Below are 23,878 nucleotides of genomic sequence, written 5' to 3' on the forward strand. Positions count from 1 at the left end.
ACGAACGGCGCCGGACGGTCGCCGACGGCCGGTCAGCGCGGGTGTCAGCGCCGGGTGGTGAGGCCGAAGCCGTAGGAGAAGAGCGGGTCGTACGAGCGGTCGCCGATGTTGATCGGCTCCTGGGCCTCGCTGCGCGGCCAGCTGACCGGGAGCTTGCCGGTGAAGGGCCGCTTGCCGAAGAGGACGTCGGCGACACCGGCGCCCTCGCTGCCGGGCAGCCAGGACATCACGAAGGCGTCGGCCTTGGGCAGTTCGCCGGTGACGATCTGCGGGCGGCCGGCCACGTCGAGGACGACGCAGGTGGGGATCGCGCCGCAGACGCGGTCGATGTTCGCCCGGTCGGCGTCGGAGAGGTTCAGGGTGTGGCCGTTGCCGACGTCGCCGACGCCCTCGGCGTACGGGGTCTCGCCGACGACGACGATGCCGACGTCGTAGCCCGCGGTCGGGGCGGAGGCGTCGCGGCTGTAGGCGGCGTCGGGGGCGTACTGCCGGATGCCCTGCAGCAGGGTGGTGCCGGGAATGGTGGCACCGGACTTGCCCTGCCAGGTGACGGTCCATCCGCCGGCCTGGTTGCCCATGTCGTCGGCGTTGGCACCGGCCACGTAGATCTTCCGGCCCGCCTTCAGCGGCAGCGTCCGGTCGTCGTTCTTCAGCAGCACCTGCGACTCGGCGACGGCGCGGCGGGCGACCGCCCGGTGGGCGGCGGAGCCGATGGTGCCGGCGTTGCTGCGGTCGGTGTAGGGGTGTTCGAACAGGCCGAGGTCGAACTTGGCGCGCAGGATGCGCCGGACGGCGTCGTCGATGCGCGCGGTCGGCACCCGTCCGGCCTGCACCTCGGCGAGCAGGGTCTGCTCGAACTTCGCCGCACTGTACGGGACCATGAACATGTCCAGGCCGGCGTTGACGGCGGTGCGGACCTGGGTCGGGTAGTCGCCCGGGATCTGGTTGATGGCGTCCCAGTCGCTGATGAGGAAGCCGTCGAAGCCGATCTTCTGCTTGAGGACGTCGGTCAGCAGCTCCTTGCTGGCACTCATCTTGACGGGGTTCCCGACCCCGTCCTCCGTCCAGTCGACACTGGAGTACGAGGGCATGATGCTGCCCACGCCGTGCTTGCGGACGGCGGCCACGTACGGCGCCAGGTCGACGGTGCGGAAGTGCTCGCGGTCGGTGATCGTGACGCCCTGGTCGAGCTTGTAACTGCCGCTGGTGGAACTGCCGTAGGCGGTGTCCCCGTCGCCCGCGTAGTGCTTGACGGTGGCCAGCACCCGGTCGGGGCGGGAGAGGTCCCTGCGGCCGTCGCCCTGGAGGCCGTCGACGGCCGTCTCCATCCGGGTGACCAGGTCCGGGTCCTCGCCGAAGCTCTCGTAGGTGCGGCCCCAGCGGTCGTCGCGGGCCACGCACACGCACGGCGCGAACACCCACTGGGGGCCGGTCGCGCGGGTCTCGGTCGCCGTGATGTGGGCGGCCTCCTCGACGAGGTCCGGGTCCCGGGTGGCGCCCATGCCGATGTTGTGCGGGAAGACGGTGGCGCCGACCAGGTTGTTGTGGCCGTGCACCGAGTCGACGCCGTACAGCAGCGGGATGTGCAGGCGGGTGGCGAGGGCGCGCTGCTGGTACGCGTCGACCATGTCGGCCCAGGCCCCGGGCGTGTTCGGGGTCGGGGTGGAGCCGCCGCCGGAGAGCAGCGAGCCGAGCCCCAGGTCGGTGATCTGCGCCCGGTCCGCGTCGACGGCGTTGCGCTCGGCCTGGGTCATCTGGCCGATCTTCTCCTCCAGGGTCATCCGGCCGAGGAGGTCCTTGACCCGCTGCTGCGCCGGCAGCTTCGGGTCGAGGTAGGGCAGCGGGCGGCCGCCGGCTGCCGCCGGTGACTGCTCCGCGGCCTGCGCCGCGGTCAGCGGCACGGTGCCCGCGGCCAGGGCCGATGCGGCGAGCACGGCACCGGCGAGCAGGGCCCGGCGGCGGTGCGGGCGGCGGGTGGTGCCGTAGCGGGTGGATTCCACGTGTCTCTCCGTATCGCGGTGGATGGGCGGACACGCGCACACGGGCGCGTCCGGCGGCGGCAGACGGGACTGCCGCGCCGGGTGGTGCACTGCTGAGGGCAGCTGACATGCAATCAGACCTACCGACCACTAGGTAAGTCTTCTGCGCGCCTTTTTTCACGGCGTGACGGATCGTCGGCCGACGGCCTCCCCGGACGGGCGGCACAAGCGCCCGGAGGGCTCGTACACTTCACCCGGTGACCCTCGAGAGCACCGACGGACGGGCCGCGAACGCCGCACCGGCGTCCGGCCCCCGCTCCCCGCGCGCCGACGGAGCGCGCCGACGCGAGGAGATCCTCGCCATCGCCGTGGAGACCTTCGCCACCCGCGGCTACCACCACTCCTCACTGGCCGAGATCGCCGAACGCGCCGGGCTCACCCAGGCCGGCCTGCTGCACCACTTCCGCTCCAAGACCGCCCTGCTCAGCGGAGTCCTGGAGCTGCGCGACAACTCCGAGATGCGCCAGCTCGGCCCCGAACGCCCGCGCGGACTGGCCTTCCTGGACCACCTGGTGGAGACCGTGCGGCGCAACACCGAACGCGAGGGCATCGTCCGGCTGTACGCGGTGCTCTCGGCCGAGAGCGTCACCGAGGGCCACCCCGCCCAGGACTTCTTCCGCGCCCGCTACCGCGGCCTGCGCGCCCTGGTGGCCGAGGCCCTGCGCGAGGCCTGCGACCTCGGCGAGACCCGCCCCGACACCGACGTCGAAGCCGTCGCCAACGCGATCATCGCGGTGATGGACGGCCTCCAGGTCCAGTGGCTGCTGGCCCCGGAAGCCGTAGACATGGCCGCCACCACCCGCCGCACCGTCGACGCCCTCCTCGCCGGCCTGCGCACCGCCTGACACGGGGCGCGCCCCTGCGCCCGGCATGGCGTTCACCCTCATTCCATTGCAACGATCCGATCGCTGACGTTGCGTTAATTCGCAAGACCATTGCAATGATTTCCCGGCCTTTACCTGCAATTATTGCGATTCTGCGCAACGAATGCGTTGCCAGATCATCGAACGCAACGTAGCTTTTCCGTTGTCAGAAACAGCAAGCAACGGGAGAACACCATGCAGAAGTTCGACACCACCGCCCCGATCACCACCGTCCTCGACATCCCCGCCGGCCGCATCCGCCTCATCGCCGCCGACCGGACGGACACCACGGTCGAGATCCTGCCCGCCGACCCCGGCAAGAGCCGCGACCTGAAGGCCGCCGAGCAGACCCGGGCCACCTACCACGACGGCGTCCTGCGGATCGAGGCCCCGGCCGCGACGAACCGCATCCTCGGCAACTCCGGCTCCGTCGAGGTGACCGTCCAGCTGCCCGCCGGCTCCCGCATCGACGCGAAGACGGCCGCCGCCGAACTCCGCGGCGTCGGACGCCTCGGCGACGTCACCTTCGAGGCCGCCCAGGCCACCGTCAAGCTCGACGAGACCGCCACCACCCGCCTCACCCTCCAGGCCGGCGACATCACCCTCGGCCGCCTCACCGGCCCCGCCGAGATCGACACCCAAAAGGGCGACATCACCGTCACCGAGGCCCACCGCGGCACCGTCACCCTCCGCACCCAGCACGGCGCGATCACCATCGGCGCCGCCCGCGGAGTCTCCGCCTCCCTGGACGCCGGCACCGGCCACGGCCGCATCCACAACGCACTCCGCAACACCGACGGCACCGCCGGCCTCACCGTCCACGCCACCACCGCCTACGGCGACATCACCGCCCGCAGCCTGTGAAGAGTGCCCTCGGTGGTGCCGGTCCCCGGATCGGCACCACCGCCCCCCGCTCCCGACCCGCGTCCCACCCTGGAGAGAGACACACCTTGACCATCCATCAGTCCGCCTGGACCGGCACGGTTTCGGTCGACGACACCGCACTGGCCGTGACCGACACCGGCGGGACCGGCCGTCCCGTGGTCTACCTCAACGGCTCCTACGCCGACCGGTCGCACTGGCGGCGCGTCATCGCCGACCTGGGCGGCGACTACCGGCACATCAGCTACGACGAACGCGCCCGCGGCAAGTCGGGGCGCTCGGCGGACTATTCGTTCGAGGCGTGCGTCCGCGACCTCGACGCCGTCCTCCGGGCCCGGGGCGTGGACCGGCCGATCCTGGTGGGCTGGTCCTACGGCGCGATGCTCGCGGTGCACTGGGCCGCCCGGAATCCCGACCGCACCCTGGGAGCGGTGTCCGTGGACGGCGCCTTGCCGCACGAGTGGCTCGACGACGCCGCCCGGGAGCAGATCCGGAAGCTGTTCCGCCGGCTGAGCCCGCTGTTCCCGGTCGCCCGCCGGCTCGGCCTGGCCGCGCGGATGAGCGCAGCGCAGCACGCCGAGATCAACATCGAGGCCAACGAGCTGTGTGCGCCGGCCGCCCTCGACCCGGTTTTCGACCGCCTGACCGTGCCTGTCCGATACGTGCTCGCCACGGGCGGAAACCTGGGCGGCGACCCGGAGCTGATGGAACAGATACGTGCCAACCTCGACCCGGTGCTCGCCCGCAACCCGAACATCCGTATCAGCGCGAAGGTCGCGAGCAACCACTCGAAGATCCTGCGCAACGACTTCCGGGCCGTCGCCGACGCCGTACGCGAGCTCGCACCTGCCGCCTGATGTGGCTGCCCGTCAGGTACGGCGGCCGAAGAGCGGGCCGAGGACGAGTTCGGCGGCTCCGACGGCGACGGCGAGGCGGCCGGCGGTGCTGACGGTGACCGGGACGGGCTGCCAGTCGGGGTCGGGGATGCGGGCCTTGAGCTGTGCGGCGACGCCGTCGAGGTACGTGTCGGGGGCGGCCAGGACGGCCCGTCCGCCGAGGACCACGCGGTCGATGTCGAGCAGCCGGACGAGGTTGGCCACGCCCACGCCGACCAGTCGGGCGGCGGCGGCGTGGTCGCCGCGCCGCAGTTCGGCGAGGCAGAGCACCTCCAGGCAGCCGTGGTTGCCGCACGCGCAGGGCGGTCCGTCGACCTGGACGGTCTGGTGGCCGAACTCGCCGGCGTTGGTGCGGGTGCCGCGGTGCAGGGCGCCGTCGAGCAGCAGGCCCGCGCCGAGGCCGGCGGCGAGGTGGACGTAGGCGAGGCCGCCGCCGGAGCGGGGGCCGGCGGGGGGCTCGGCGAGGGCGGCGGTGTTGGTGTCCTTGTCGACGGTGACCGGCAGGCCGTCGAGGCGGGCGGCGAGTTCGTCGCGCAGCGGGTAGTGGTGCCAGTCGGAGGAGCCGCGGGGGCCGGCCGGCGTGAACCAGTGGAGGATGCCCGCGGCGTGGTCCAGCGGGCCGCGGGTGCCGACGCCGACGCCGAGCAGGCGGGCTCCGGGCGGGGCGGCAACGAGGGCCCGGCGGACCTCCTCGGCGACGACCGCGACGGTGTCGGCGGGGGCGGAGCCCTCCTCCAGCGGGCGGGTGTGCAGGTGGTGCTGCCGGCCGGCGAGGTCGACGAGCAGCACGGTGAGTTCGTCCCGTTCGAGGTGGACGCCGACGGCGCAGCCGGCTTCGGCGCGCAGCTGCAGCAGGGTGCGGGGCTTGCCGCCGGTGGAGGCGGCCTGCCCGGCTTCGACGATCATGCCGTCGGCCAGCAGCCGGGCGGTGATCTTGCCGATGGCCTGCGGGGTGAGGCCGGTGCGGGTGGCGAGTTCGACGCGGCTGCCGCCGTGCGGGGCGGCCCGGAGCAGTCCGAGGACGAGGGCGGCGTTGTGGTCGCGCAGTCCGGCGAGGTTGGTGCCGGACGGTCCTGGGTGCGGCGGCGTCGTCATGGCTTCATTCTGCCTGGGCTTGCACTTAGGAAACAGTGTTGTTTAACTGGCGGTATGACGACCCAGACCACCCAGAGCACCGAGAGCCCCGCACTCCGCGTCGGCCTGGTCGGCTACGGCCTGGCCGGCGCCGCCTTCCACGCCCCGCTCATCGCCACCACTCCGGGCCTGCGCCTGGAGGCCGTGGTCACCGCCGACCCCGAGCGGCGTGAGCAGCTGCACCGCGACCACCCGCAGGCCCGTGCCGTCGACACCGCCGAGCAGCTGCTCGCCGACCCCGGCGCGCTGGACCTCCTGGTCGTCGCCTCCCCCAACCGCAGCCACGTGCCGCTCGCCCGCGCCGCGCTGGAGGCCGGCCTGCCGGTCGTCGTCGACAAGCCGCTGGCCGCCACCGCCGCCGAGGCCGCCGAGCTGGCCGACCTGGCCGAGGCCCGCGGTCTGCTGCTGACGGTCTTCCAGAACCGCCGCTGGGACACCGACTTCCGCACCGTGCAGCAGCTGCTCGCCGACGGCGCCCTCGGCACCGTGCACCGCTACGAGTCCCGCTTCGAGCGCTGGCGCCCCGAGCTCAAGGACGGCTGGCGCGAGTCGGCCGACCCGGCCGACGCCGGCGGCATTCTGTACGACCTCGGCAGCCACCTGGTCGACCAGGCGCTCACCCTCTTCGGCCCGGCCACGCACGTCTACGCCGAGGTCGACACCCGCCGCCTCGGCGCCCGGGTCGACGACGACGCGTTCGTCGCGCTCACCCACACCAGCGGCGTCCGCTCCCACCTGTGGATGGGCGCCCTCACCGGCCAGCTCGGCCCGCGCCTGCGGGTGCTCGGCGACCGCTCGGCGTACTCCGTGCACGGCATGGACCCGCAGGAGGACGCGCTGCGCGCCGGGCAGCGCCCCGGCCCCGGCTGGGGCGAGGTCGCCGAGGCGGGCCGCGGCCTGCTCGGCACCGAGGACGGCACCGCACCGCACCCCTCGCTGCCCGGCGACTACCCCGCCTTCTACGCGGGCGTGGTGCGCGCCCTGCGCGAGGGCGGGCCGGCCCCGGTCGACCCGCGCGACGCGGTCGCCGCGCTCGCCGTCCTGGAGGCCGCCCGCCGTTCCTCCACCGAGGGCCGGACGGTCGCCCTGAGCTCGGAGGAGGCCCGGTGACCCCCGAGGAGATCGGCGCCCTGATCCGGCGGATCGAGGACGAGGAGCGGCGCCTGCGGCTGCCGCGCTTCGACAACGACGACGCGTGGCGGCTCGGCAGCCTGCTGGTCGACATGGCCCGGGAGCAGGGCGCGCCGGTGGTGGTCGACATCCGGCGCAACGGCCAGCAGCTCTTCCACTGCGCACTGCCCGGCACCTCCGCCGACAACGACGCCTGGATCCTGCGCAAGACCCGCACGGTGGACCGCTACGGCTGCTCCTCCTACCTGGTCGGGCTGCGGTTCGCCGCGAAGGGCGAGAGCTTCGAGGAGAAGTCCCGGCTCGACCCCGACACCTACGCGGCGCACGGCGGCGCCTTCCCGATCACCGTCGAGGGTGTGGGCGTGGTCGGCACGGTCGCCGTCTCCGGCCTCCCGCAGGCCGAGGACCACCGCATGGTGGTCGCCGGCCTGGAGCGGTTCCTGGCCTGACCCGCCCGGAGCGGTTCCCCCTCCCCACAGCCCGCCCGGGCGGCACCCCCGTGCCGCCCGGGCGTCCGCGTCGGCGGGCGCGACACGGAACCGGCCCGCACCGGGGCCCGGCTACCGCTCGATGTACGACTCCAGGCCGCGCAGGAAGACCTCGACCTTGAACTCGAAGCGCTCGTCGCCGTCGCCGTGGACCATCGTCTCGGCCATGTCCCTGAGCAGCGGGAAGCGCTCCTCCGGGAGCCGGGCGAGGTAGTCCCGAACGCCGTCGAAGTACGCGTCGACGTCCACGCCGGCGGCGATCTTCGTGGTGTAGAGCGAGGCCTCGTAGGCATCCGAGTCGATCAGCTGGCCGAGGCCGTCCAACGCGAAGGCGGCGACCTGCCGGGGGATGCCGGCGGAGAGCAGCAGGCCGACCACGAATTCGGCGACCCGCAGCTTGTTCGGGCCGAGCTGGATGCCGCCGAGCGAGACCACGGTGATGTCGCGGTGCGCGGTGTAGACCCGCTGGGCCTCCCGGCAGACCTCCTTGATCTGTTCCTTCCAGCGCTCCGGTTCGGGCCGGGCGGGCAGCCGGATCTCGCCGGAGACGCGCTCCAGCATCAGCTCCAGCAGTTCGTCCTTGCCGGACACGTGCGCGTAGAGCGAGGCGGGGCCGGTGCCGAGCTCCTGGGCGACCCGGCGCATGGTGACGCCCTCCAGCCCTTCGCGGTCGAGCACGCGGATGCCGGCCTCGACCAGGGCGTCGGGGGTGAGCGGCTGGCGGGTGTCGGCCTTCCGGGTCTTGTGCCACGGGATCGCGGGCATCTCCGAGGTCACGGCCGCCTCCTCAAGTGCAAACGGACATCGACGAACGCAACGGACGTCGACGATCATCGTAACCGAGAACGAACAGTGTTCGCCCCCGCGAATATTGTTTGACAGAACGCCGATCGGGTCCGTAGAACAGTGTTCGTTCGATGGAAACGCTGTTCCTCCCGTCTGGAGACGCCATGAGCGACACACCCACCCCCTACCGCTGGCGGTGGGCCGCGCTGTTCGTGATCCTCGCCGCCGAGGTCATGGACCTCCTCGACTCGCTGGTCACCAACATCGCCGCCCCCTCCATCCGCGCCGACATCGGCGGCGGCGAGAGCACCATCCAGTGGATGGGCGCCGCCTACACGCTGGCCATGGCCATCGGTCTGATCACCGGCGGGCGGCTCGGCGACATCTTCGGCCGCCGCCGGATGTTCCTGATCGGCGCCGTCGGCTTCACCCTCGGCTCGATCGGCTGCGGCCTCGCCCAGGGGCCCGACCAGCTGATCGCCGCCCGGGTCTTCCAGGGCCTGCTGGGCGCGGTGATGCTGCCGCAGGGGCTCGGCATGCTCAAGGAGATGTTCTCCGAGAAGGAGCAGGCCACCGCGTTCGGCATGTTCGGCCCGGTCATGGGCCTGTCCACGGTCGGCGGCCCGATCCTGGCCGGCTGGCTGGTCGACGCCGACCTGTTCGGCACCGGCTGGCGCATGATCTTCCTCATCAACATCCCGCTCGGCCTGTTCGCCATCGCCGGCGGCCTCGGCTTCCTGCCCGAGTGGAAGAGCGCCCGCGCCGTCCGCCTCGACCTGCTCGGCGCCCTGCTGGCCGCGGCCGGCTCGGCCCTGATGATCTTCCCGCTGGTGCAGGGCCGCGAGCACGACTGGCCCCTCTGGGCCTTCGCCCTGATCGCCGCCTCCGTCGCGGTCTTCGGCTTCTTCGGCTGGTACGAGAGCCGGCGCAGCCGCAACGGCGGCGACCCGCTGGTCGAGCCCAGCCTGTTCGCCAAGCGCGGCTTCAGCGGCGGCATGGTCCTCGGCCTGCTGTTCTTCTCGGCGATGACCGGCTTCTGGCTGACCTTCAGCCTCTACACCCAGATCGGCCTGCACTACTCGCCGTTCAAGGCCGGCCTGGCCGGCATCCCGTCCTCGCTCGGCATGGTGGTCGCCTTCGTCGCCTCGCAGGCGCTGCAGCGCTTCGGCCGCAAGGTCATGCACGGCGGCCTGATCGTGATGGCCCTCGGCGTGGGCGGCATCATGCTCACCCTGCACCTGGCCGGTGCCGAGGTCACCCCCTGGCAGCTGGCCCCGGCCCTGACCGTCACCGGCCTCGGCATGGGCTTCGTGATGGCGCCGTTCTTCGACACCGTGCTCGCCTCGGTCGAGCCGCACGAGACCGGCTCCGCCTCCGGCACGCTCACCTCGGTGCAGCAGTTCGGCGCGGCCCTGGGCACCGCGATCCTCGGCACCGTCTTCTTCGAGCAGGTGAAGAACGGCGACTTCGTCCACGCCGAGCAGATCACCCTCGTCGTCGAGCTCGCCATGATGGCCGTGGTCTTCGTCGCGATCTTCCTGCTCCCTCGGCACGCCCGCCCGCACACCGCCGGCGAGTCGGCGGACGGCACCGCGGAGGCCGGCGAGCCGGCCGCCAAGGTCCACGCCTGATCCGGCAGGATCCACAAGACACGGCCGACGGCCGCGGCAGCCCTCCACCGGGGCAGCCGCGGCCGTTCGCATTTCCCGGCCGGACGGCGTGTCGCCGGGTCCCGACCTGGGCAGAAGCGCGCCGGCAGAGGAACCGCCCACGCGGCCGTCCGCCGCCGGGCCCGCCCGAGGAGGAACGCCGCCATGACCACCGCGCTGCCCCGGCTCACCGGGGAGTACGTCCTCGATCCCACCCACACCCGGCTCGGCTTCGTCGCCCGCCACGCCATGGTGACGAAGGTCCGCGGCTCCTTCGACGAGTTCGAGGGCACCGCCCACCTGGACAGCGAGGACCCGGGCAGCTCCCACGCCCGCGTCACCATCAGGGCCGGCAGCATCGACACCGGCAACCAGCAGCGCGACCAGCACCTGCGCACCAACGACTTCCTCGACGTGCCGAACCACCCCGAGATCATCTTCGCCTCGACCGCGGTCAGGCAGGTCGGCACCAACGAGTACCACGTCACCGGCGACCTCACGATCAAGGGCACCACCCGGCCGGTCACCATCGACTTCGAGTACACGGGCAGCGCCGTCGACCCGTACGGCAACCTCCGGGTCGGGCTGGAGGGCTCCGTGGCCATCTCCCGCAAGGACTTCGGCGTCAACTGGAACGCCGCGCTGGAGGGCGGCGGCGTCCTGGTCTCCGACCGGATCCTCCTCGAGTTCGACGTCTCCGCGATCAAGCAGAAGTGACCGCGGCCGCGAAAAACATCCGCCGTTTCCCCGCTTGGAGCGGGCGCGCAACGGACAGACGGTCGGTATGACGACCGTGCACGAGGAGAACGAGCGCAAGTACGACGGCGCCCTCGAGCGCCCGCTGTCCGCCGACGGGCTGCCGCAGGTGGCGCAGGCCGTCCCGGGCGGCACCGAGAAGCTGGACGCCGTCTACTTCGACACCCCGGACCTGCGCCTGCTGCGCAGCGGCATCACCCTGCGCCGACGCCGTGGCGGAGCCGACGCCGGCTGGCACCTCAAGACACCCGGCTCGAACGGCATCCGCGTCGAGACCCGGCTGCCCCTGGACGCCGGCCGCAAACGGCGGCCGCCGAAGGAACTCGTCCGGCTGACCCGCGGCGCGGCCCGCGGCGAACCGCTCGCCCCGGTGGCCCGGCTGCGCACCGAACGGGTGATCACCCTGCTGGTCGACGCCGAGCGGCGGACCCTCGCCGAGGTGGTCCGCGACCGGGTGTCCGCCGAGGAACCGTCCGCCGAACCCTCGGCCCGGCGCGCGGCGGTCACCGTCTGGGAGGAGACCGAGGTCGAGCTGGCCGACGGCCGGCCCGAGCTGATGGACGAGGTCGAGGAGCAGCTGCGGGCCCGGGGGCTGCGCCGGTCCGCGGCCAGCTCCAAGCTCGGCCGGGTGCTCGGCGACCGCCTCACCGAGGGGCAGGAGCAGTCCGAGCCGCCCGCCGGCTCGGTCGGCGCCGCCCTCACCGCCTACCTGCGCGAGCAGGTGGCGGCCGTCCGCGCCCTCGACCCGGCCGTCCGCCACGACCGGCCGGACTCGGTGCACCAGCTGCGGGTCGCCGTGCGCCGCATCCGCAGTGCCCTCGCCTCCCACCGCAAACTGCTGGACCGCGACATCACCGACCCGCTGGACAAGGAGCTCCGGTGGTTCGGCAAGGTGCTCGGCCGGGCCAGGGATGCCGAGGTGCTCGGCGAACGCCTCGGCGAACAGGCCGCCGAACTGCCCGCGGCGGGCCGCCCCGCCGAGGTGTCCGCCCGGATCACCGCCCGGTTCGGCCGCCGCTACCGCCGCGCGCACCGGGCCGCACTGGAGGTCATGGACGGCCGCCGCTACTTCGCCCTGCTGGACGCGGTCGACAGGCTCGCCGCCGATCCCCCGCTCACCCGGCGGGCCGAACGGGGCAAGGCGGAGGCCCGCCGCGTCCTGAAGAAACAGCGCCGCCGGACGGTGCGCCGCCTCGGCACCGCCCTCGACCTGCCACCGGGCCCCGAACGCGACGCCGCCCTGCACCGCGCCCGCAAGGCGGCCAAACGGGCCCGCTACACGTCCGAGAGCGCCGCACCGGTCGCCGGAAAGCCCGCCGAACGGCTGCGCAAGAACATGAAGCGCATCCAGAAGCCGCTCGGCGCCCACCAGGACGGCGTCGTCGCCGAACCCGCCGTTCTCGACACCGCCGACGAGGCACGGCACCACGGCGAGGACGCCTTCGGGTACGGCCTGCTGTACGCGACACAGCGGGCCGGGGAGGAGCAGCAGGTGGCGGACGCCGCAAAGGCGCGGAAGAAGGCGAAGGGCTGAGATGACGCCGTATCCGGCACCGGCGGTTAGCGTGCTGCCATGGCCGAGCTAGAGGAGCCGTCCGCACCGTACGGTCCGCCGGTGCGCGATGCCGTGACGAACTACTTCACCGACCGGGTCACCGAGGCCGAAGTGGAGCTGGCACGGGCCCGGCAGCGCGTCGAGACCCTTCGCGAACGGCGGGCCGCCTGCCTGGACGGCGCCCGGCTGACCGACGAGGAGGCCCGCGCGGTCGCGGAGGCCGCCGAACAGCGGGCCGCCCGGATCGCCGCAGCGAACGACGCCCGCCCCGCCGCCTACGCAGGCGCCGCCGCCGCAGCCCTGGCCGTCCGCGAAGGCCTCCGCACCGCCGGCCACCCCGTCTGAGCCGGATGGGCAAGCCACCAGGGGCGCGGGGAACTGCGCAATCGAGGTGGGGCGAGCTCACCGAACTGGTGAAACCCCTGGTTCTCGAGTTCGCCGCTCCCACACGGCGCAGCTCCCCGCGCCCCTGTTCATGGCCGGCCGGTCGCGCAGGTTCTCCGGCCCCGGATTGCGCAGTTCCCCGCGCCCCTGATGGTCGCCCCCTGCGGTCCCTCAGGGGGTGCAGGCGGTCAGGGGGCGGGGGTCGCCGGCGGGGCGGCCGCAGATGCGTTCGATCAGGGGGGCTCCTTCGGCGGCGCGGCGCACGCGGATGATGTGGAGGCCGTGGCCGGGCTGCGGGCCGGTCGCCAGGGGGCGGGTGTCGCGGAAGTCGACGGTGCCGGTGGCCCGGTTCTTCATCTCGACGGCCCGCAGGCCGGCCATCACCGAGCCGATCCCGCCCAGTTGCGAGGCGCCCGCCTTGGCGGCGCCGGCCTGGAGGGCGGCGGTGGCGTCGTAGGCGAGGGCGAGGGCGCCGTCGGAGAAGACGTCGTCCTCGTAGGGGTTGTCGCCGCGGGGTGCGAGCCGCAGTTCGGCGGCGGCGACCTCTGCGAGGTCGGAGGCGCGGGCGGTGACGGCCGGGTCGGTGAGGGCGGTGTAGTAGAGGGTGGCCTGGGGTGCCATCCAGGTGGCGCCGGTGCGGAACTGGGCCTTCGTCAGGTCGTCGCCGGTGAGGACGGTGAGCGGGCGGCTGCAGCCGGCGTCGGCGGCGAGGCGCCGCATCAGCTGGTTGACGTCGTCGGCCCGGCCGGCCAGGTAGAGCACCGAGGGCTGGTGGTCGGAGTGGCAGCTGGTGCGCAGGGCGGCCTCGAAGTCGGGGTCGCCGTTGCTGGTGAGGCCGTACTCGAGGGGGCGGCCGCCGAGGAGTTGGAAGCCGGCGTCCTTGAGCATGGCGGAGCCGTACTCGGCCTGTTCGGGGCTGTAGCGGTCGTCGCGGGTGGGGGTGCGGGTGAGCACGGCGGCGTACCTGTCGGCGGCCGGCAGGGCGAGGCCGTCGACGATCAGGCGCAGGGCGGCGGCCTCCTCCTGGTCGGTGGCGGCGAGGCCGAAGTAGTTGACGTGGCCCTTGGCCAGGTAGGTGGCGGAGTTGGTGGTGCTGACGACGGCGAGGCCGGCCTGCTGGAGGAGGGTGAGGGAGCTGTCGCTGTCGGCGGTGTCGCGGCCGAGGCCGACCACGCCGACGATCGAGCGGTCGCGGTGGGCGGCGTCGACGATCCGCTGGACCATCTCGGTCTGGAAGTACATGTCCTGTCCGCCGTTGGCCACCAGGATCTTGATCTTCAGCGGGTCGCCGGCGTTGTTGCGCAGCTGGGCGAGGTGCACGCCGGTGAGTTCCTTGAGGCTGTTGAGGGCCCGGGGCTGCTGGCCGGCGGCGGTGGTGAGGGAGCCGGCGTAGACGACGGTGATGTAGCGGACGTCGGGGAGTGCGTCGATGCGGGCGTTCTCGCGGCGGATGGCGGCCTCGACGGTCTCCAGGCCGACGGCGGCGCCGGTGCGGTCGGTGTCGGTGCCGGGCAGGGTGCCGCTGAGGCGGATGCCGCCGCCGTCGCCGGCGAAGGAGACGCCGCCGGTGGCGACGCCGATGCATTCGCGGGTGCCGCCCGGGTCCTGTCGCCACACGGCGTCGGGGTTGGAGCCGAGCAGCCGGGCCTCGCAGTAGCGGTCGCCGAGCTGCTGGGCGCGCAGCACGCCGCCGCAGGCGGCGAGCACCAGGACGGCGAGCAGGGTCCAGCGCGACCACAGGAACCACCAGGAGCGGCGGACGGGCACGGCGGCGAGCCGGGTGGTCTCGCCGGCGCTCAGCTGGAGACGGGTGAGGCGCACCGGCAGCGTCCAGGCGAGGGCGCGCCCGCGGCTGGGGGCCTGGCGCACCCGCAGGTCGCTGACCCAGCTCTCGTAGGGGCCGCGGCGGCGGGCGCCGACGGCGTGCACGGTGACGGGTGCCGTCCCGGCGTCCTCCAGCCAGGCGGCGACGTCGGCGTGGGCGACGCCGGCGAGGACGAGCAGCGGGTCCTGTTCGCTGCGGCGGCTGCGGACGTCGCTGATCGCGCCGAGCACCCGGAGGGCGCCGTTGCCGGCGTCGGCGCGGGGCACGAACACCACGGGCGGGACGCGGCGCTTGCGGCCGCGCAGGTCGGGCGCCCAGGAGCGGTGGGCCCAGCGGAGGTCCTCCAGCAGGGCGAGGGTGCGCAGTTGGAGGTGGAACTGCTGGGCGCGGTCCTTCTCGTCGTCGGGGGTGGCGGGCAGCTGGGCCTTGAGGATCTCGCCGGCAACCTCGCGGGCGCGGGCCTGGGTGACGTCCCAGGACATCCGGGGCCGCCACAGCGACCAGGCGGCGGCCTGCCGGCCGGAGGCGGCGAGGAAGGTGGTGGTGGCGAACCAGCGGCTGGCCCGGCCGAGCCAGGAAAGCGGTGCGGTGTTGCGGCGCACCCACCCGGTGACGCCGAGGACGAGCAGGGCGCCGAGCATGACGAGGACGACGAGTTGCCACTGCGCCTGGGTGAGCAGGCTGGTGAGCCCCGCGAGGACGAAGGCGCCGATCAGGGTGGTGGAGTTCAGCACCGGTGACAGGACGCGCTGGAGTTCGCCGCCGGCGGTGCGCGGCTCGGGCCGCCAGTGCAGGTCGCGCAGCCGGGCGAGGACGGCCTCGACCTGCTCGTCCAGCGGCGGCCGGCGGTCGCGGGGGCGGTGAGGACGTGCCGGGCGGCGGCCTCGATCGCGGCGACCAGCCGGGAGCGCGGGCTGGGGTAGGCGCGGTACCAGGCCGGTCCGCGGCGGGCCCAGGGGCCCTTGGAGAGGCCGTCGAGGATGGCCACGGCGTTGCGGTGCGGGTCGTCGCCCTCGGCGCCCGCGACCACCCGGTACGGCAGGCCGCCGTTCTCCTGGGCCTCCTGGACGGCGTGAACCACGCCCTCGACCTCGCGGTCGAGCTCCGGGTCGTCGTCCTCGGCGTACAGCACGACGACCGGCATGGGCAGCCGGGCGCCGCTGAACTGGTCGATGAGGTCCTTGACGAGCGCGTCCACCTCGTACTTGGCGGTCGTGCGCACACCGCCGATCCGGGCGCTCTCGCGCGCCGAGCCCTGAGCCACCTGCACCCCCGTAGCCGCCCCCCGCCGGTGCACGCGCCGCGCCCGGCCTGACCTGGCGTCAGACCGCGAGTGTAGACCCCGGGTACGACGGCGCACACCGGGTCGGACGGGTGCAAACGGAGGACGCCCTGTGCCGCCCGGCGGGTACGCCGTCGGAGGGACGGCCCTCACCCCGACGGCCCAGTACCGCGAGCCGCACCCTGCACCCGGCCCGCCGCGGCGGAAGGCTGGCGCGGGCCACCCCGCGCCCGGCGGACGACCCGTGCCGCCGGGCGCGGGGACAGCCGGTGGACCGACCGAGGAGGCGGCGCTGTGACGGCCGAGCAGGTGCTGACCGGTCTGGGGCTGATCGTGGTCCTCGCCGCGGCCTCCCAGCTGCTGGCGAGCGTCCTGCGCATCCCCGCTCTGCTCGTCCTGCTCCCGGTCGGGTTCGCGGCCGGGGCGCTGACCGACACCGTCGACCCGGAGAAACTGCTCGGCCCCGCGTTCTCCCCGATGGTCTCGCTGGCGGTCGCGGTGATCCTCTACGAGGCGGGCCTCGGACTGGACCTGCAGCGCCTCCGCGGGCACGACCGGCGGGTGGTCGTCCGGCTGATCTGGCTGGGCACCCTCATCACCTGGGCGGCCGCGTCGGCGCTCGCCGTACCGCTGCTCGACATGTCCAAGCGTTCGGCGGTGATGCTCGGCGCGATCCTCGTCGTCTCCGGGCCGACCGTCGTCGGGCCGCTGCTGCACTTCGTCCGCCCCAAGGAGCGGCTGCAGCGCATCCTGGTCTGGGAGGGCTCGCTGATCGACCCGGTCGGCGGCATCCTCGGCGCCTTCGTCTTCCACGGGGTGCTCTCGGCCGACGCGGACGGCCTGCGCAGCCAGGTCGGCCAGTTCTGGATCAGTGCGGCGGTCGGCTGCGCGGGCGGCGCGATCGGCGCGGGGCTGCTCTTCGTGCTGCTGCGCAGCATCCGGCTCTCCGAGGTGCTCGGCACCACCGTGCAGCTCGCCGCCGTGATCGGGGTGGCGGCGGCCTGCGACTCACTGCGCGACGACACCGGCCTGATCTCGGCGGTGGTCATGGGGATGGCGATGGCCAACCTGCCGGGGCTGGACCTGCCGGCCCGCCGCCCCTTCCTGGACACCCTGGTCTCGCTGGTCATCGGGCTGCTGTTCGTGTCCATCTCGGCCACCGTCACCCCCGCGTCGCTGCAGCACGTGGTGCTGCCCACGGTCGGCCTGGTCGGCGCGCTCGTGCTGGTCGTCCGGCCGCTGGTGACGCTGCTGGCCACGCTCGGCACCGACCTGTCCCGCACCGAGCGGGCGTTCATCGGCTGGATGGCGCCGCGCGGCATCGTCGCCGCGGCCACCGCCTCCACCTTCGCCGCCACCCTGGTCGCCAAGGGCGTCGACGGCGCGGAACGGCTGCTGCCCGCGACCTTCCTGGTCATCGTCGCCACCGTGGCCCTGTACGGACTGACGGCCTTCCCGGTCGCCCGACGGCTCCACGTGCTGCGGCCCGCCCGCTCGCGGCCGCTGCTGGTCGGCGGGGACGCGTTCGCGGTGGACCTCGGCCTGGCCCTGCACTCGCTCGGCCTGGACGTGCTGATGTGGGCGGGCGCCGATGCCGAGCGCGCCCGGATCACGGCCGCCGGGCTGGAACTCGCGCCCGGCGAGCTGCTGGCGGCGGCCACCGGCGCCGGGGCCGAACTGGAGGGCATCACCGGGGTGCTGCTGCTCACCGAGGAGGACGACTTCAACGCGCTGGCCTCGGTGACGCTGCACGAGACGCTGGAGGGCGCGGTCTACCGGCTGGGCCCGGCCACCGGGGGCCGGGGCGTGGTGGCGCCGTACACCGGCGGCGAAGTGCTCTTCGGCGGCGGCCTGACCCGCCCCGAACTGGCACGGCGCTACGCGGCCGGGGCGAGGATCAGCACGCACTCGGCTGGCAGCGGCCCGCCCGGTCACCAGGTGCTGTTCCTGGTCCGCCCGGACGGCCGCCTGCTCCCGGTCACCGAGGACCGCACCCCGCAGCCGGCAGCCGGCGACATGGCCGTCCTCCTCGGTCCCGCGGGCACCGCATAGGGGCGCCGGGAACTGCGCAGTTCCCAGCGCCCCTTGGTGGCTTGCCGCTCAACTCCTCAGCCGGTCGAGGGCGTTGTCGAGGGTGGTGGCCGCCATGATGAGGGAGAGGTGGGTGAAGGCCTGCGGGAAGTTGCCCAGTTGCTCGCCGGTGGGGCCGATCTCCTCGGCGAACAGGCCCACGTGGTTGGCGTAGGTGAGCATCTTCTCGAAGGTGTAGCGGGCCTGCCGCAGCCGGCCGGCGCGGGCCAGCGCGTCCACGTACAGGAAGGTGCAGAGGCTGAAGGTGCCCTCGGAGCCGCGCAGGCCGTCCGGGGAGGCGGCCGGGTCGTATCGGTAGACCAGGCTGTCGGAGACCAGGGTGCGGTCCATGGCGTCCAGGGTGGACAGCCAGGCCGGGTCCATCGGTGCGAGGAAGCCCACCCGGGGGATCAGCAGCAGCGAGGCGTCGAGGACGTCCTCCTCGTAGTGCTGGACGTAGGCCTGCTGCTTCTCGCTCCAGCCGCGTTCGACCACCTGCTCCAGGATGGCGTCGCGGGCCGACCGCCAGCGGAGGATGTCGGCGGGGCGGCTGAACCGGGTGGCCATCTCCAGGCCGCGGTCGAAGGCCGCCCAGCACATCAACCGGCTGTAGGTGAAGTTCTTGCGCCCGCCGCGGGTCTCCCAGATGCCCTCGTCGGGCCGGTCCCAGGAGTCGGCGAGCCAGTCCAGCGCCTTGGAGACGGTCTTCCAGCCCTGGTAGGCGGACTGCAGCTCCACCTCACGCCCCTCGGAGAGGGCGTAGAACGCCTCGCCGTAGATGTCGAGCTGCAGCTGGTCGGCGGCGGCGTTGCCGAGCCGCACCGGTGCCGAGCCGCGGTAGCCCTCCAGGTGCCCGAGGATCTCCTCGGTCAGCAGGGGCTCCCCGTCGACCTTGTACATGATCTGCAGGGCCTCGCCCCCCGAGTCGACCCCGTCACGGAGCCGGGCGCCGAGCCAGCGGGTGAAGGCGCCGGCCTCCTCGACGAAGCCCAGGTCGACCAGGGCCCGCACCGAGAGGGAGCCGTCGCGCACCCAGGTGTAGCGGTAGTCCCAGTTGCGCTCGCCGCCGATCTGCTCCGGCAGGCCCATGGTGGCCGCGGCGACCGGTGCGCCGGTCGGGGCGTAGGTGAGCAGCTTGAGGGTGATGGCGGCCCGGTTCACCATGTCCGGCCAGCGGCCGCGGTAGCGGGAGTTGCGGACCCAGTCCTGCCAGTGGTCGACGACCTGCCAGAGCTCCTCGGTGGCGCCCTCGACGGAGACCGGCGCGGGGGCCGGGTCGTCGGCACCGCCGACGGTGAACGCCGCGACGGCGCCGTCGCCCAGGGAGAGCGTCACCTCGCCGACCACGTCCTGGCCGTCGCGTTCCACCGGGAAGGTGGTCATCAGGTGGGCTGCGGCGCCGGGCGCGCGGAAGGCGGCCCCTTCGGGGCGCAGGTCGAGTTCGTGGGTGGCCCGCCCGTAGTCGAAGCGGGGCCGGCACTCGAGGGTGAACCGGACGGTGCCGCGTACGCACCGCACCGTCCGCACCAGGGTGTGCCGGGGGCTCGCGGCGCCCGGTTGGGGCACCATGTAGTCGACCACCTCGCCGACGCCGTCCGGCGACATGAAGCGGGTGACCAGGACGGCGCTGTCCGGGTAGTACAGCTGCCGGCAGGTGCCCTCCTCGTGGACGGGCGAGAGCCGGAAGTATCCGCCGCGGTCGTGGTCGAGCAGCGCCGCGAACACGCTCGGCGAGTCGAAGCGCGGTGCGGCGAACCAGTCGACGACGCCCTGCGAGGACACCATGGCGGCGGTCTGGAGGTCGCCCACGAGGCCGTGTTCGGCGATCGGCGGGTAGCGGTCCATGAACATCCCCTCTCGGAGGTCCCCCGCTCGGTCCACTATCGGGCCAATGGCCCGCCCGCGCCCGCTGTGCCCGGCGCCGCCCGGATTGCCGCACCCGCGGCCCGCGGTGTTACTGGAGGTGGCCGCCGCGCCCGCGGGCGGAGCGCCCGGAGTGCGGGAGGTGCCGGATGGACATGGTGCACGTCCGCGCGGTGAGCCCGCCGGAGCTGACCGACGAGGTCGTGGCGCTGCTCACCGGCGATCCCTGCGTGCTGAACCTGGTCCTGCTGCCGGGGTCGGCGCGCCGCCCGGACGGGGACGCGCTGGAGTGCGACGTGCTGGCGGGCGGCGCCAACGAGGTCCTGCGCGGGCTGCGGGCGCTGGAGTTGGACACCCTCGGATCGGTGGTCGTGGAGCCGGTGGACCTGGCCTTCCTCGGGCGGGCCGCGCAGGACGGCGCCCGCCGCCTCGGCCTGCGCGCCCATGCGCCGGTCTGGGAGGAGGTCGAGGCCCGTATCCGCGCCCAGACCGCGTTCGCGCCGAGCTTCTACCTCTACCTGGTGGTGGCGGGGCTGATCGGCGCCGTCGGGATCGTCACCAACTCGCAGATCCTCATCGTCGGCGCCATGGTCGTCGGCCCGGAGTACGGGGCGATCGTCGGCGTGGCGCTGGGCCTCGACCGCGGCGACCGGGAGGCGGTCCGGCGCGGGCTCACCGCCCTGACCGGGGGCTTCCTCGCCGCGATCGCCGCGACCTTCCTGTTCGCCCTGCTGATCCGCGGCTTCGGCCTGGAGTCCCCGGCGTACCGTGCGGGCCTGCGGCCGGTCTCCCACCTGATCGGCACCCCGGACTTCTTCTCGGTCGCGGTCGCCTGCCTGGCGGGCGTGGTCGGGATCGTCTCGCTCACGGAGGCCCGGACGAGCGCCCTGCTGGGCGTCTTCATCTCGGTGACGACCATTCCGGCGGCCGCCGACGTCGGCGTCTCCGCGGCCTTCGAGTCCTGGGACAAGGCCCGCGGCTCGTTCTTCCAGCTGCTGCTGAACGTGGTCGTGCTGATCGCGGTCGGCACCGCCACGCTCCGCTTCCAGCGCGCCGTCTGGCGCCGCATCGGCCGCCGCCGCGACGCCCGGGCCGGCGGCTGAGGCCGGTCCGCGGCCCCTTCAGGACCGCCCGTCCGGCTTGCCGGTGCGGGGCAGCAGGACGGCGGCGCCGAGGCCGATCAGGCCGGCCGCGGCGAGGGAGGCCATGGCGGCCGCGTACGCGTTCTTGCTCAGTCCGGCGACCAGGATGGTGCCGGCGACGGCCGTGCCGAAGGAGGAACCGAGGTTGGAGATGCTGCGGGAGAGGCCGGAGATCTCGCCCTGGCGCTCCTCGGGGAAGGCCGACTGGACGACGTTGACCGACGGGGTGAGCATCACGCCGAGGCCCAGGCCGATCAGCAGCAGGCCGGGGGCGAAGGCCCAGGCGCCGGGCGAGCCGGCGACCAGCGCGATCAGGACGCCGATCCCGGCGATGGTCAGCACGAACCCGGCGATGATCAGGGTGCGCTGCGGGCGCCGCTTCGCCAGTCGTTCGGCGGCGAGCGAGGTGGCCAGCAGGCCGAGCGTGGCCGCCGTGAAGATCACACCGGTCTGGATGGCGTCGTAGCCGCGGACGACCTGCAGGAACGCCGCCACGGTGAACGAGGAGCCCATCAGCAGCAGCCACTGCGCGTTCTGGGTGACCAGGCCGAGGTTGGAGGTGCGGTTGCGGAACAGGGCGGTGGAGAGCAGGGGTTCCACCCCGGCCCGCTCCTCGGCCCGCACCCAGTGCAGGAACCACGCGAGCACCAGCACACCGGCCACCAGCAGGGCGGCCATCAGCCACAGGTTGTTGTCGGCCGCCAGGATGCCCATGACCACCAGGACGAGGCCGGCGGCCGAGAGCACGGCCCCGCGGACGTCGAAGTGCCGCGCCGGGGCCGGCGGCAGCGGGTCCGCGATCGAGCGGCTCAGCACGATGATCACCACGATCACCAGGGCCTGGAACACGAAGGCCGCCCGCCAGCTGATCGCCGAGGTGATCAGGCCGCCGATCAGCGGGCCCGCCGCCGCGCCGATCCCGCCGGCCGCCATGATCACCCCGAAGGCCCGGGCCCGGGAGGTCAGGTCGGTGAACAGCAGGGTGGTGAGGATGTAGACCGGCGGGATCAGCAGGGCCGTGCCGACGCCCTCGAGGATCGAGTTGCCGAGGATCAGCACCCCCAGCCCCGGCGACACCGCGCTGAGGACGGCGCCCACCGCGTACACCGCGAGCCCGACCAGGAAGCAGCGCTTGCGGCCGAAGCGGTCGGTGGCCTTGCCGCCGGGAATCATCAGCGCGGCCATCACCAGGAGGAACACCGTGATGGCCACCTGCACGCCCTGCACAGTGGTGTCCAGGTCGTGGCTGATGTCGTTGATCATCACGTTCATGTTGGAGCCGGCGAAGCTGCAGATGAACTGCGCCAGCGCGAGCGGCGCCAGCACCCGGCCCGGGGCCTCCGTCCGCGGTCCGGGGGTGTCCGCTCCGGCCAAGGCCTGTCCTCTCTCGAGTGCAGAGGGTCTCTCCCGCGTGCAGAGGCCGGGGCGCGGGGCGGTCGGGCCCCGGCCCCGGCTCGGTCAGGCGTGGGCCGGCGGCGGCCCGCCCACGCCCGAGGGGGGTGGCGCCCGGTCTCCCTCCGCTCCCGTGTCGAGGAACTCGCGGATGGCGAAGCCCAGCGCCACGAAGAAGGTGATCCACAGCACCACGGCCCAGGTCGGGTAGCTCCAGGTCGCCAGCACGATCGCGGCGATCAGCAGGATCGCCACGCCGATCCACCGCTTCCAGCGGTGCACGAAGGGGCCCACCGGGCCGAGCTTCATGCCCAGCGAGTACAGCGCGTCGCGCAGCGACCCGATAATCCGCCGGCAGGCGGTGCGCACGGCGACGGCCGGCCTGGACGGGCCGATCAGGAAGGCGCCGACGGCGGTGACCACGGCGACCGTGCCGATCGCCCGGATGCTGGCCCGCATGAACCGGACCAACGTGTCGTAGATCGTGGCGGCCGCGGCCTGGTTGGCGCCCGGCGGCAGGCGGTCCAGGTAGATCTCCCGGAAGAGGGTGAGGGCGATGCCCAGCAGCAGCATGCCGAAGAACACGCCGACCGCGGCGCCGATCAGCGCCCGGCGCCGGTTGACGGCCAGGAAGACACCAGCCGCGGCGATCAGCACGGCGACGATCGGCAGCCACACGCCCATGACCTCGAGCAGCCGGAAGTACGTCTTGATCTTCCCGATGTCCTTCGACGCGAAGACCACGAAGTTGGTGTGCACGTCGGGAATCCTGGCGGCCGGGCCGAAGCCGGCGTTGACCAGCTCGTCCTTGACCTTGGCGACGATCGGCCCGATGTCGATGGCGACCTGGTTGTTCTCCAGCTTGACCGCGCCGCCGCCCTCGCCGGTCAACGCCTTGTTGAGGGCGGAGTGGACGAGCCGGTTGGCGTCGACCCAGATGGTGTCGAACGCCTGGCTGGTGACCACCTTGTCGACGGCCGAACTGACCAACTGGGTCAGGCCGCTCTTGATGGGCCCCTTGAGATTGTCGATCAGCTTCGCCGCGTTCTCCGGCACGCCCTGCTGGGCGGCCGCGTCGGAGAGCTCCTTCACCAGGGCGTCCACGTCGATCTGTTCCAGTACGACCTGGGTGACCCGGTTGGTGACCGCCGCCTGGATGTCGGGGTCGGTGGCCAGCGGCGCGACGGTGGAGACGTACCGGTCGGTGTTGCCGACGAAGTCGGCCGTCCAGACCGCCAGCACGGAGATCATGGACAGCAGCGAGGCGATCACGATGAGCACCACGGCGCCTGACGTCCGCCAGCGGTGGTGCTCCTTCTTCGCCGGGGGGTGGGTGGCCTCCAGGGCGGCGATCCGGGCATGCAGCCGCGCGACCTCGTCCGATTCCGCACCCGAAGCGGCGGGCGTGCCGGAGGACGGGGGCGGCGGCACGGACGGCGGCGCGGGTGTCCCGGGCACCGTCGGCTGCCCGCCCGGGGGCGTGGGTTCCGCCGGCGGGCCCTGGTCGGGCCGGCCGGGCCGGGGTTCGCCGGGGCCGGGCTCGGAGTCGCTCGATGCCATCGGGCTCTCCTCGGGTCGGGGTCGGTTCGCCCTATCAGGAGAAGCGCGGCCCGGCGCCCCCACCACCGGGGATGGGCGTACGGGTGGTGCCGCGGCCCGCTCGGCAGGACGGAACCGGCCCCGGCCGCGATGATCGGAGAACGGCTGCGCCCACCGCCGACGACGCGCGGGTGCGGCGCTC

At 73.5% G+C, this 23,878-nt stretch carries 18 protein-coding genes and 1 pseudogene; 11 read left to right on the forward strand and 8 right to left on the reverse strand.

Annotated elements, in window-relative coordinates:
• Positions 1-53: 53 nt before the first annotated feature.
• Positions 54-1,922 (reverse strand): annotated as a pseudogene (locus ACQ614_RS04290) (glycoside hydrolase family 3 protein); the annotation flags it as partial.
• A gap of 410 nt (positions 1,923-2,332) precedes the next feature.
• Between ACQ614_RS04290 and ACQ614_RS04295 the strand changes: the two are divergent.
• The 3 genes from ACQ614_RS04295 to ACQ614_RS04305 all read left to right on the forward strand — a co-directional run bounded on the left by ACQ614_RS04295 (position 2,333) and on the right by ACQ614_RS04305 (position 4,641).
• A complete protein-coding gene (locus tag ACQ614_RS04295; RefSeq protein WP_431683818.1) occupies positions 2,333-2,884 on the forward strand; it encodes a TetR family transcriptional regulator C-terminal domain-containing protein in 552 nt (183 codons plus the stop codon).
• Positions 2,885-3,097: 213 nt separating this feature from the next.
• Entirely contained in the window at positions 3,098-3,766 is a 669-nt protein-coding gene (locus ACQ614_RS04300; RefSeq protein WP_431676812.1) for a DUF4097 family beta strand repeat-containing protein, read from the forward strand.
• Positions 3,767-3,852: 86 nt separating this feature from the next.
• Positions 3,853-4,641, forward strand: a complete 789-nt coding sequence (locus ACQ614_RS04305; RefSeq protein ID WP_431676813.1) for an alpha/beta fold hydrolase — start codon at positions 3,853-3,855, stop codon at positions 4,639-4,641.
• A gap of 12 nt (positions 4,642-4,653) precedes the next feature.
• Here ACQ614_RS04305 and ACQ614_RS04310 read toward each other — a convergent pair whose 3' ends face one another.
• On the reverse strand, positions 4,654-5,775 hold the full coding sequence (locus ACQ614_RS04310) for an ROK family protein (RefSeq protein WP_431676814.1): 1,122 nt from the start codon (positions 5,773-5,775) through the stop codon (positions 4,654-4,656).
• A gap of 54 nt (positions 5,776-5,829) precedes the next feature.
• Here ACQ614_RS04310 and ACQ614_RS04315 point away from each other — a divergent pair, with 54 nt between their 5' ends.
• Together ACQ614_RS04315 and ACQ614_RS04320 are read left to right on the forward strand one after the other, a co-directional pair.
• Positions 5,830-6,924 carry a Gfo/Idh/MocA family oxidoreductase gene (locus ACQ614_RS04315; protein ID WP_431676815.1) on the forward strand — a complete coding sequence of 365 codons (1,095 nt, stop codon included), beginning with the start codon at positions 5,830-5,832 and terminating at the stop codon, positions 6,922-6,924.
• Entirely contained in the window at positions 6,921-7,394 is a 474-nt protein-coding gene (locus ACQ614_RS04320; protein ID WP_431676816.1) for a heme-degrading domain-containing protein, read from the forward strand. The genes ACQ614_RS04315 and ACQ614_RS04320 overlap by 4 nt, the downstream gene beginning before the upstream one ends.
• Before the next feature lie 111 nt (positions 7,395-7,505).
• On the opposite strand, the gene ACQ614_RS04325 is transcribed toward ACQ614_RS04320, so the two are convergent.
• Entirely contained in the window at positions 7,506-8,210 is a 705-nt protein-coding gene (locus tag ACQ614_RS04325; RefSeq protein ID WP_363486756.1) for a TetR/AcrR family transcriptional regulator, read from the reverse strand.
• A gap of 173 nt (positions 8,211-8,383) precedes the next feature.
• On the opposite strand from ACQ614_RS04325, the gene ACQ614_RS04330 reads away from it, so the two are divergent.
• The 4 genes from ACQ614_RS04330 (at position 8,384) to ACQ614_RS04345 (ending at position 12,524) form a co-directional block, all read left to right on the forward strand.
• Positions 8,384-9,850: an MFS transporter gene (locus tag ACQ614_RS04330; RefSeq protein WP_431676817.1), complete on the forward strand. Its 1,467-nt coding sequence runs from the start codon at positions 8,384-8,386 to the stop codon at positions 9,848-9,850.
• A gap of 183 nt (positions 9,851-10,033) precedes the next feature.
• Positions 10,034-10,585: a YceI family protein gene (locus ACQ614_RS04335; RefSeq protein ID WP_431676818.1), complete on the forward strand. Its 552-nt coding sequence runs from the start codon at positions 10,034-10,036 to the stop codon at positions 10,583-10,585.
• Positions 10,586-10,652: 67 nt separating this feature from the next.
• Positions 10,653-12,158, forward strand: coding sequence for a CHAD domain-containing protein (locus ACQ614_RS04340; protein ID WP_431676819.1), 1,506 nt, complete (start codon positions 10,653-10,655; stop codon positions 12,156-12,158).
• Positions 12,159-12,197: 39 nt separating this feature from the next.
• On the forward strand, positions 12,198-12,524 hold the full coding sequence (locus ACQ614_RS04345) for a hypothetical protein (protein WP_431676820.1): 327 nt from the start codon (positions 12,198-12,200) through the stop codon (positions 12,522-12,524).
• A 210-nt stretch (positions 12,525-12,734) separates the two neighbouring features.
• Here the strand turns inward: ACQ614_RS04345 and ACQ614_RS04350 are convergent, their stop codons facing one another.
• Positions 12,735-15,122: a hypothetical protein gene (locus tag ACQ614_RS04350; RefSeq protein WP_431676821.1), complete on the reverse strand. Its 2,388-nt coding sequence runs from the start codon at positions 15,120-15,122 to the stop codon at positions 12,735-12,737.
• A complete protein-coding gene (locus ACQ614_RS04355) occupies positions 15,116-15,652 on the reverse strand; it encodes a hypothetical protein (RefSeq protein WP_431676822.1) in 537 nt (178 codons plus the stop codon). Before ACQ614_RS04355 ends, ACQ614_RS04350 begins: the two co-directional genes overlap by 7 nt.
• A 312-nt stretch (positions 15,653-15,964) precedes the next feature.
• Here ACQ614_RS04355 and ACQ614_RS04360 point away from each other — a divergent pair, with 312 nt between their 5' ends.
• Positions 15,965-17,722: a cation:proton antiporter gene (locus ACQ614_RS04360; RefSeq protein WP_431676823.1), complete on the forward strand. Its 1,758-nt coding sequence runs from the start codon at positions 15,965-15,967 to the stop codon at positions 17,720-17,722.
• 48 nt (positions 17,723-17,770) lie between these two features.
• Here ACQ614_RS04360 and ACQ614_RS04365 read toward each other — a convergent pair whose 3' ends face one another.
• Positions 17,771-19,585 (reverse strand): glycoside hydrolase family 15 protein, encoded by a 1,815-nt coding sequence (locus ACQ614_RS04365; protein ID WP_431676824.1) that lies wholly within the window; start codon positions 19,583-19,585, stop codon positions 17,771-17,773.
• A 167-nt stretch (positions 19,586-19,752) separates the two neighbouring features.
• Here ACQ614_RS04365 and ACQ614_RS04370 point away from each other — a divergent pair, with 167 nt between their 5' ends.
• Entirely contained in the window at positions 19,753-20,706 is a 954-nt protein-coding gene (locus ACQ614_RS04370; protein ID WP_431676825.1) for a DUF389 domain-containing protein, read from the forward strand.
• Positions 20,707-20,724: 18 nt separating this feature from the next.
• Here the strand turns inward: ACQ614_RS04370 and ACQ614_RS04375 are convergent, their stop codons facing one another.
• The gene (locus tag ACQ614_RS04375) at positions 20,725-22,119 is read right to left on the reverse strand and encodes an MFS transporter (protein WP_431676826.1); all 1,395 of its coding nucleotides are present in this window, start codon (positions 22,117-22,119) and stop codon (positions 20,725-20,727) included.
• Between the two features lie 84 nt (positions 22,120-22,203).
• Complete coding sequence (locus ACQ614_RS04380) at positions 22,204-23,697, reverse strand: hypothetical protein (RefSeq protein WP_431676827.1); 1,494 nt, start codon at positions 23,695-23,697, stop codon at positions 22,204-22,206.
• Positions 23,698-23,878: the final 181 nt, after the last annotated feature.

This window comes from Kitasatospora dryopteridis, assembly GCF_050749075.1.
Lineage (GTDB): Bacteria > Actinomycetota > Actinomycetes > Streptomycetales > Streptomycetaceae > Kitasatospora.

Excerpts from the sequence above, each read along its gene's own strand:
- ACQ614_RS04300 (WP_431676812.1), top strand. The coding sequence starts at position 3,098 with ATGCAGAAGTTCGACACCACCGCCCCGATCACCACCGTCCTCGACATC.
- ACQ614_RS04310 (WP_431676814.1), bottom strand. The coding sequence starts at position 5,775 with ATGACGACGCCGCCGCACCCAGGACCGTCCGGCACCAACCTCGCCGGA.
- ACQ614_RS04315 (WP_431676815.1), top strand. The coding sequence starts at position 5,830 with ATGACGACCCAGACCACCCAGAGCACCGAGAGCCCCGCACTCCGCGTC.
- ACQ614_RS04330 (WP_431676817.1), top strand. The coding sequence starts at position 8,384 with ATGAGCGACACACCCACCCCCTACCGCTGGCGGTGGGCCGCGCTGTTC.
- ACQ614_RS04335 (WP_431676818.1), top strand. The coding sequence starts at position 10,034 with ATGACCACCGCGCTGCCCCGGCTCACCGGGGAGTACGTCCTCGATCCC.
- ACQ614_RS04340 (WP_431676819.1), top strand. The coding sequence starts at position 10,653 with ATGACGACCGTGCACGAGGAGAACGAGCGCAAGTACGACGGCGCCCTC.
- ACQ614_RS04345 (WP_431676820.1), top strand. The coding sequence starts at position 12,198 with ATGGCCGAGCTAGAGGAGCCGTCCGCACCGTACGGTCCGCCGGTGCGC.
- ACQ614_RS04365 (WP_431676824.1), bottom strand. The coding sequence starts at position 19,585 with ATGGACCGCTACCCGCCGATCGCCGAACACGGCCTCGTGGGCGACCTC.
- ACQ614_RS04370 (WP_431676825.1), top strand. The coding sequence starts at position 19,753 with ATGGACATGGTGCACGTCCGCGCGGTGAGCCCGCCGGAGCTGACCGAC.
- ACQ614_RS04380 (WP_431676827.1), bottom strand. The coding sequence starts at position 23,697 with ATGGCATCGAGCGACTCCGAGCCCGGCCCCGGCGAACCCCGGCCCGGC.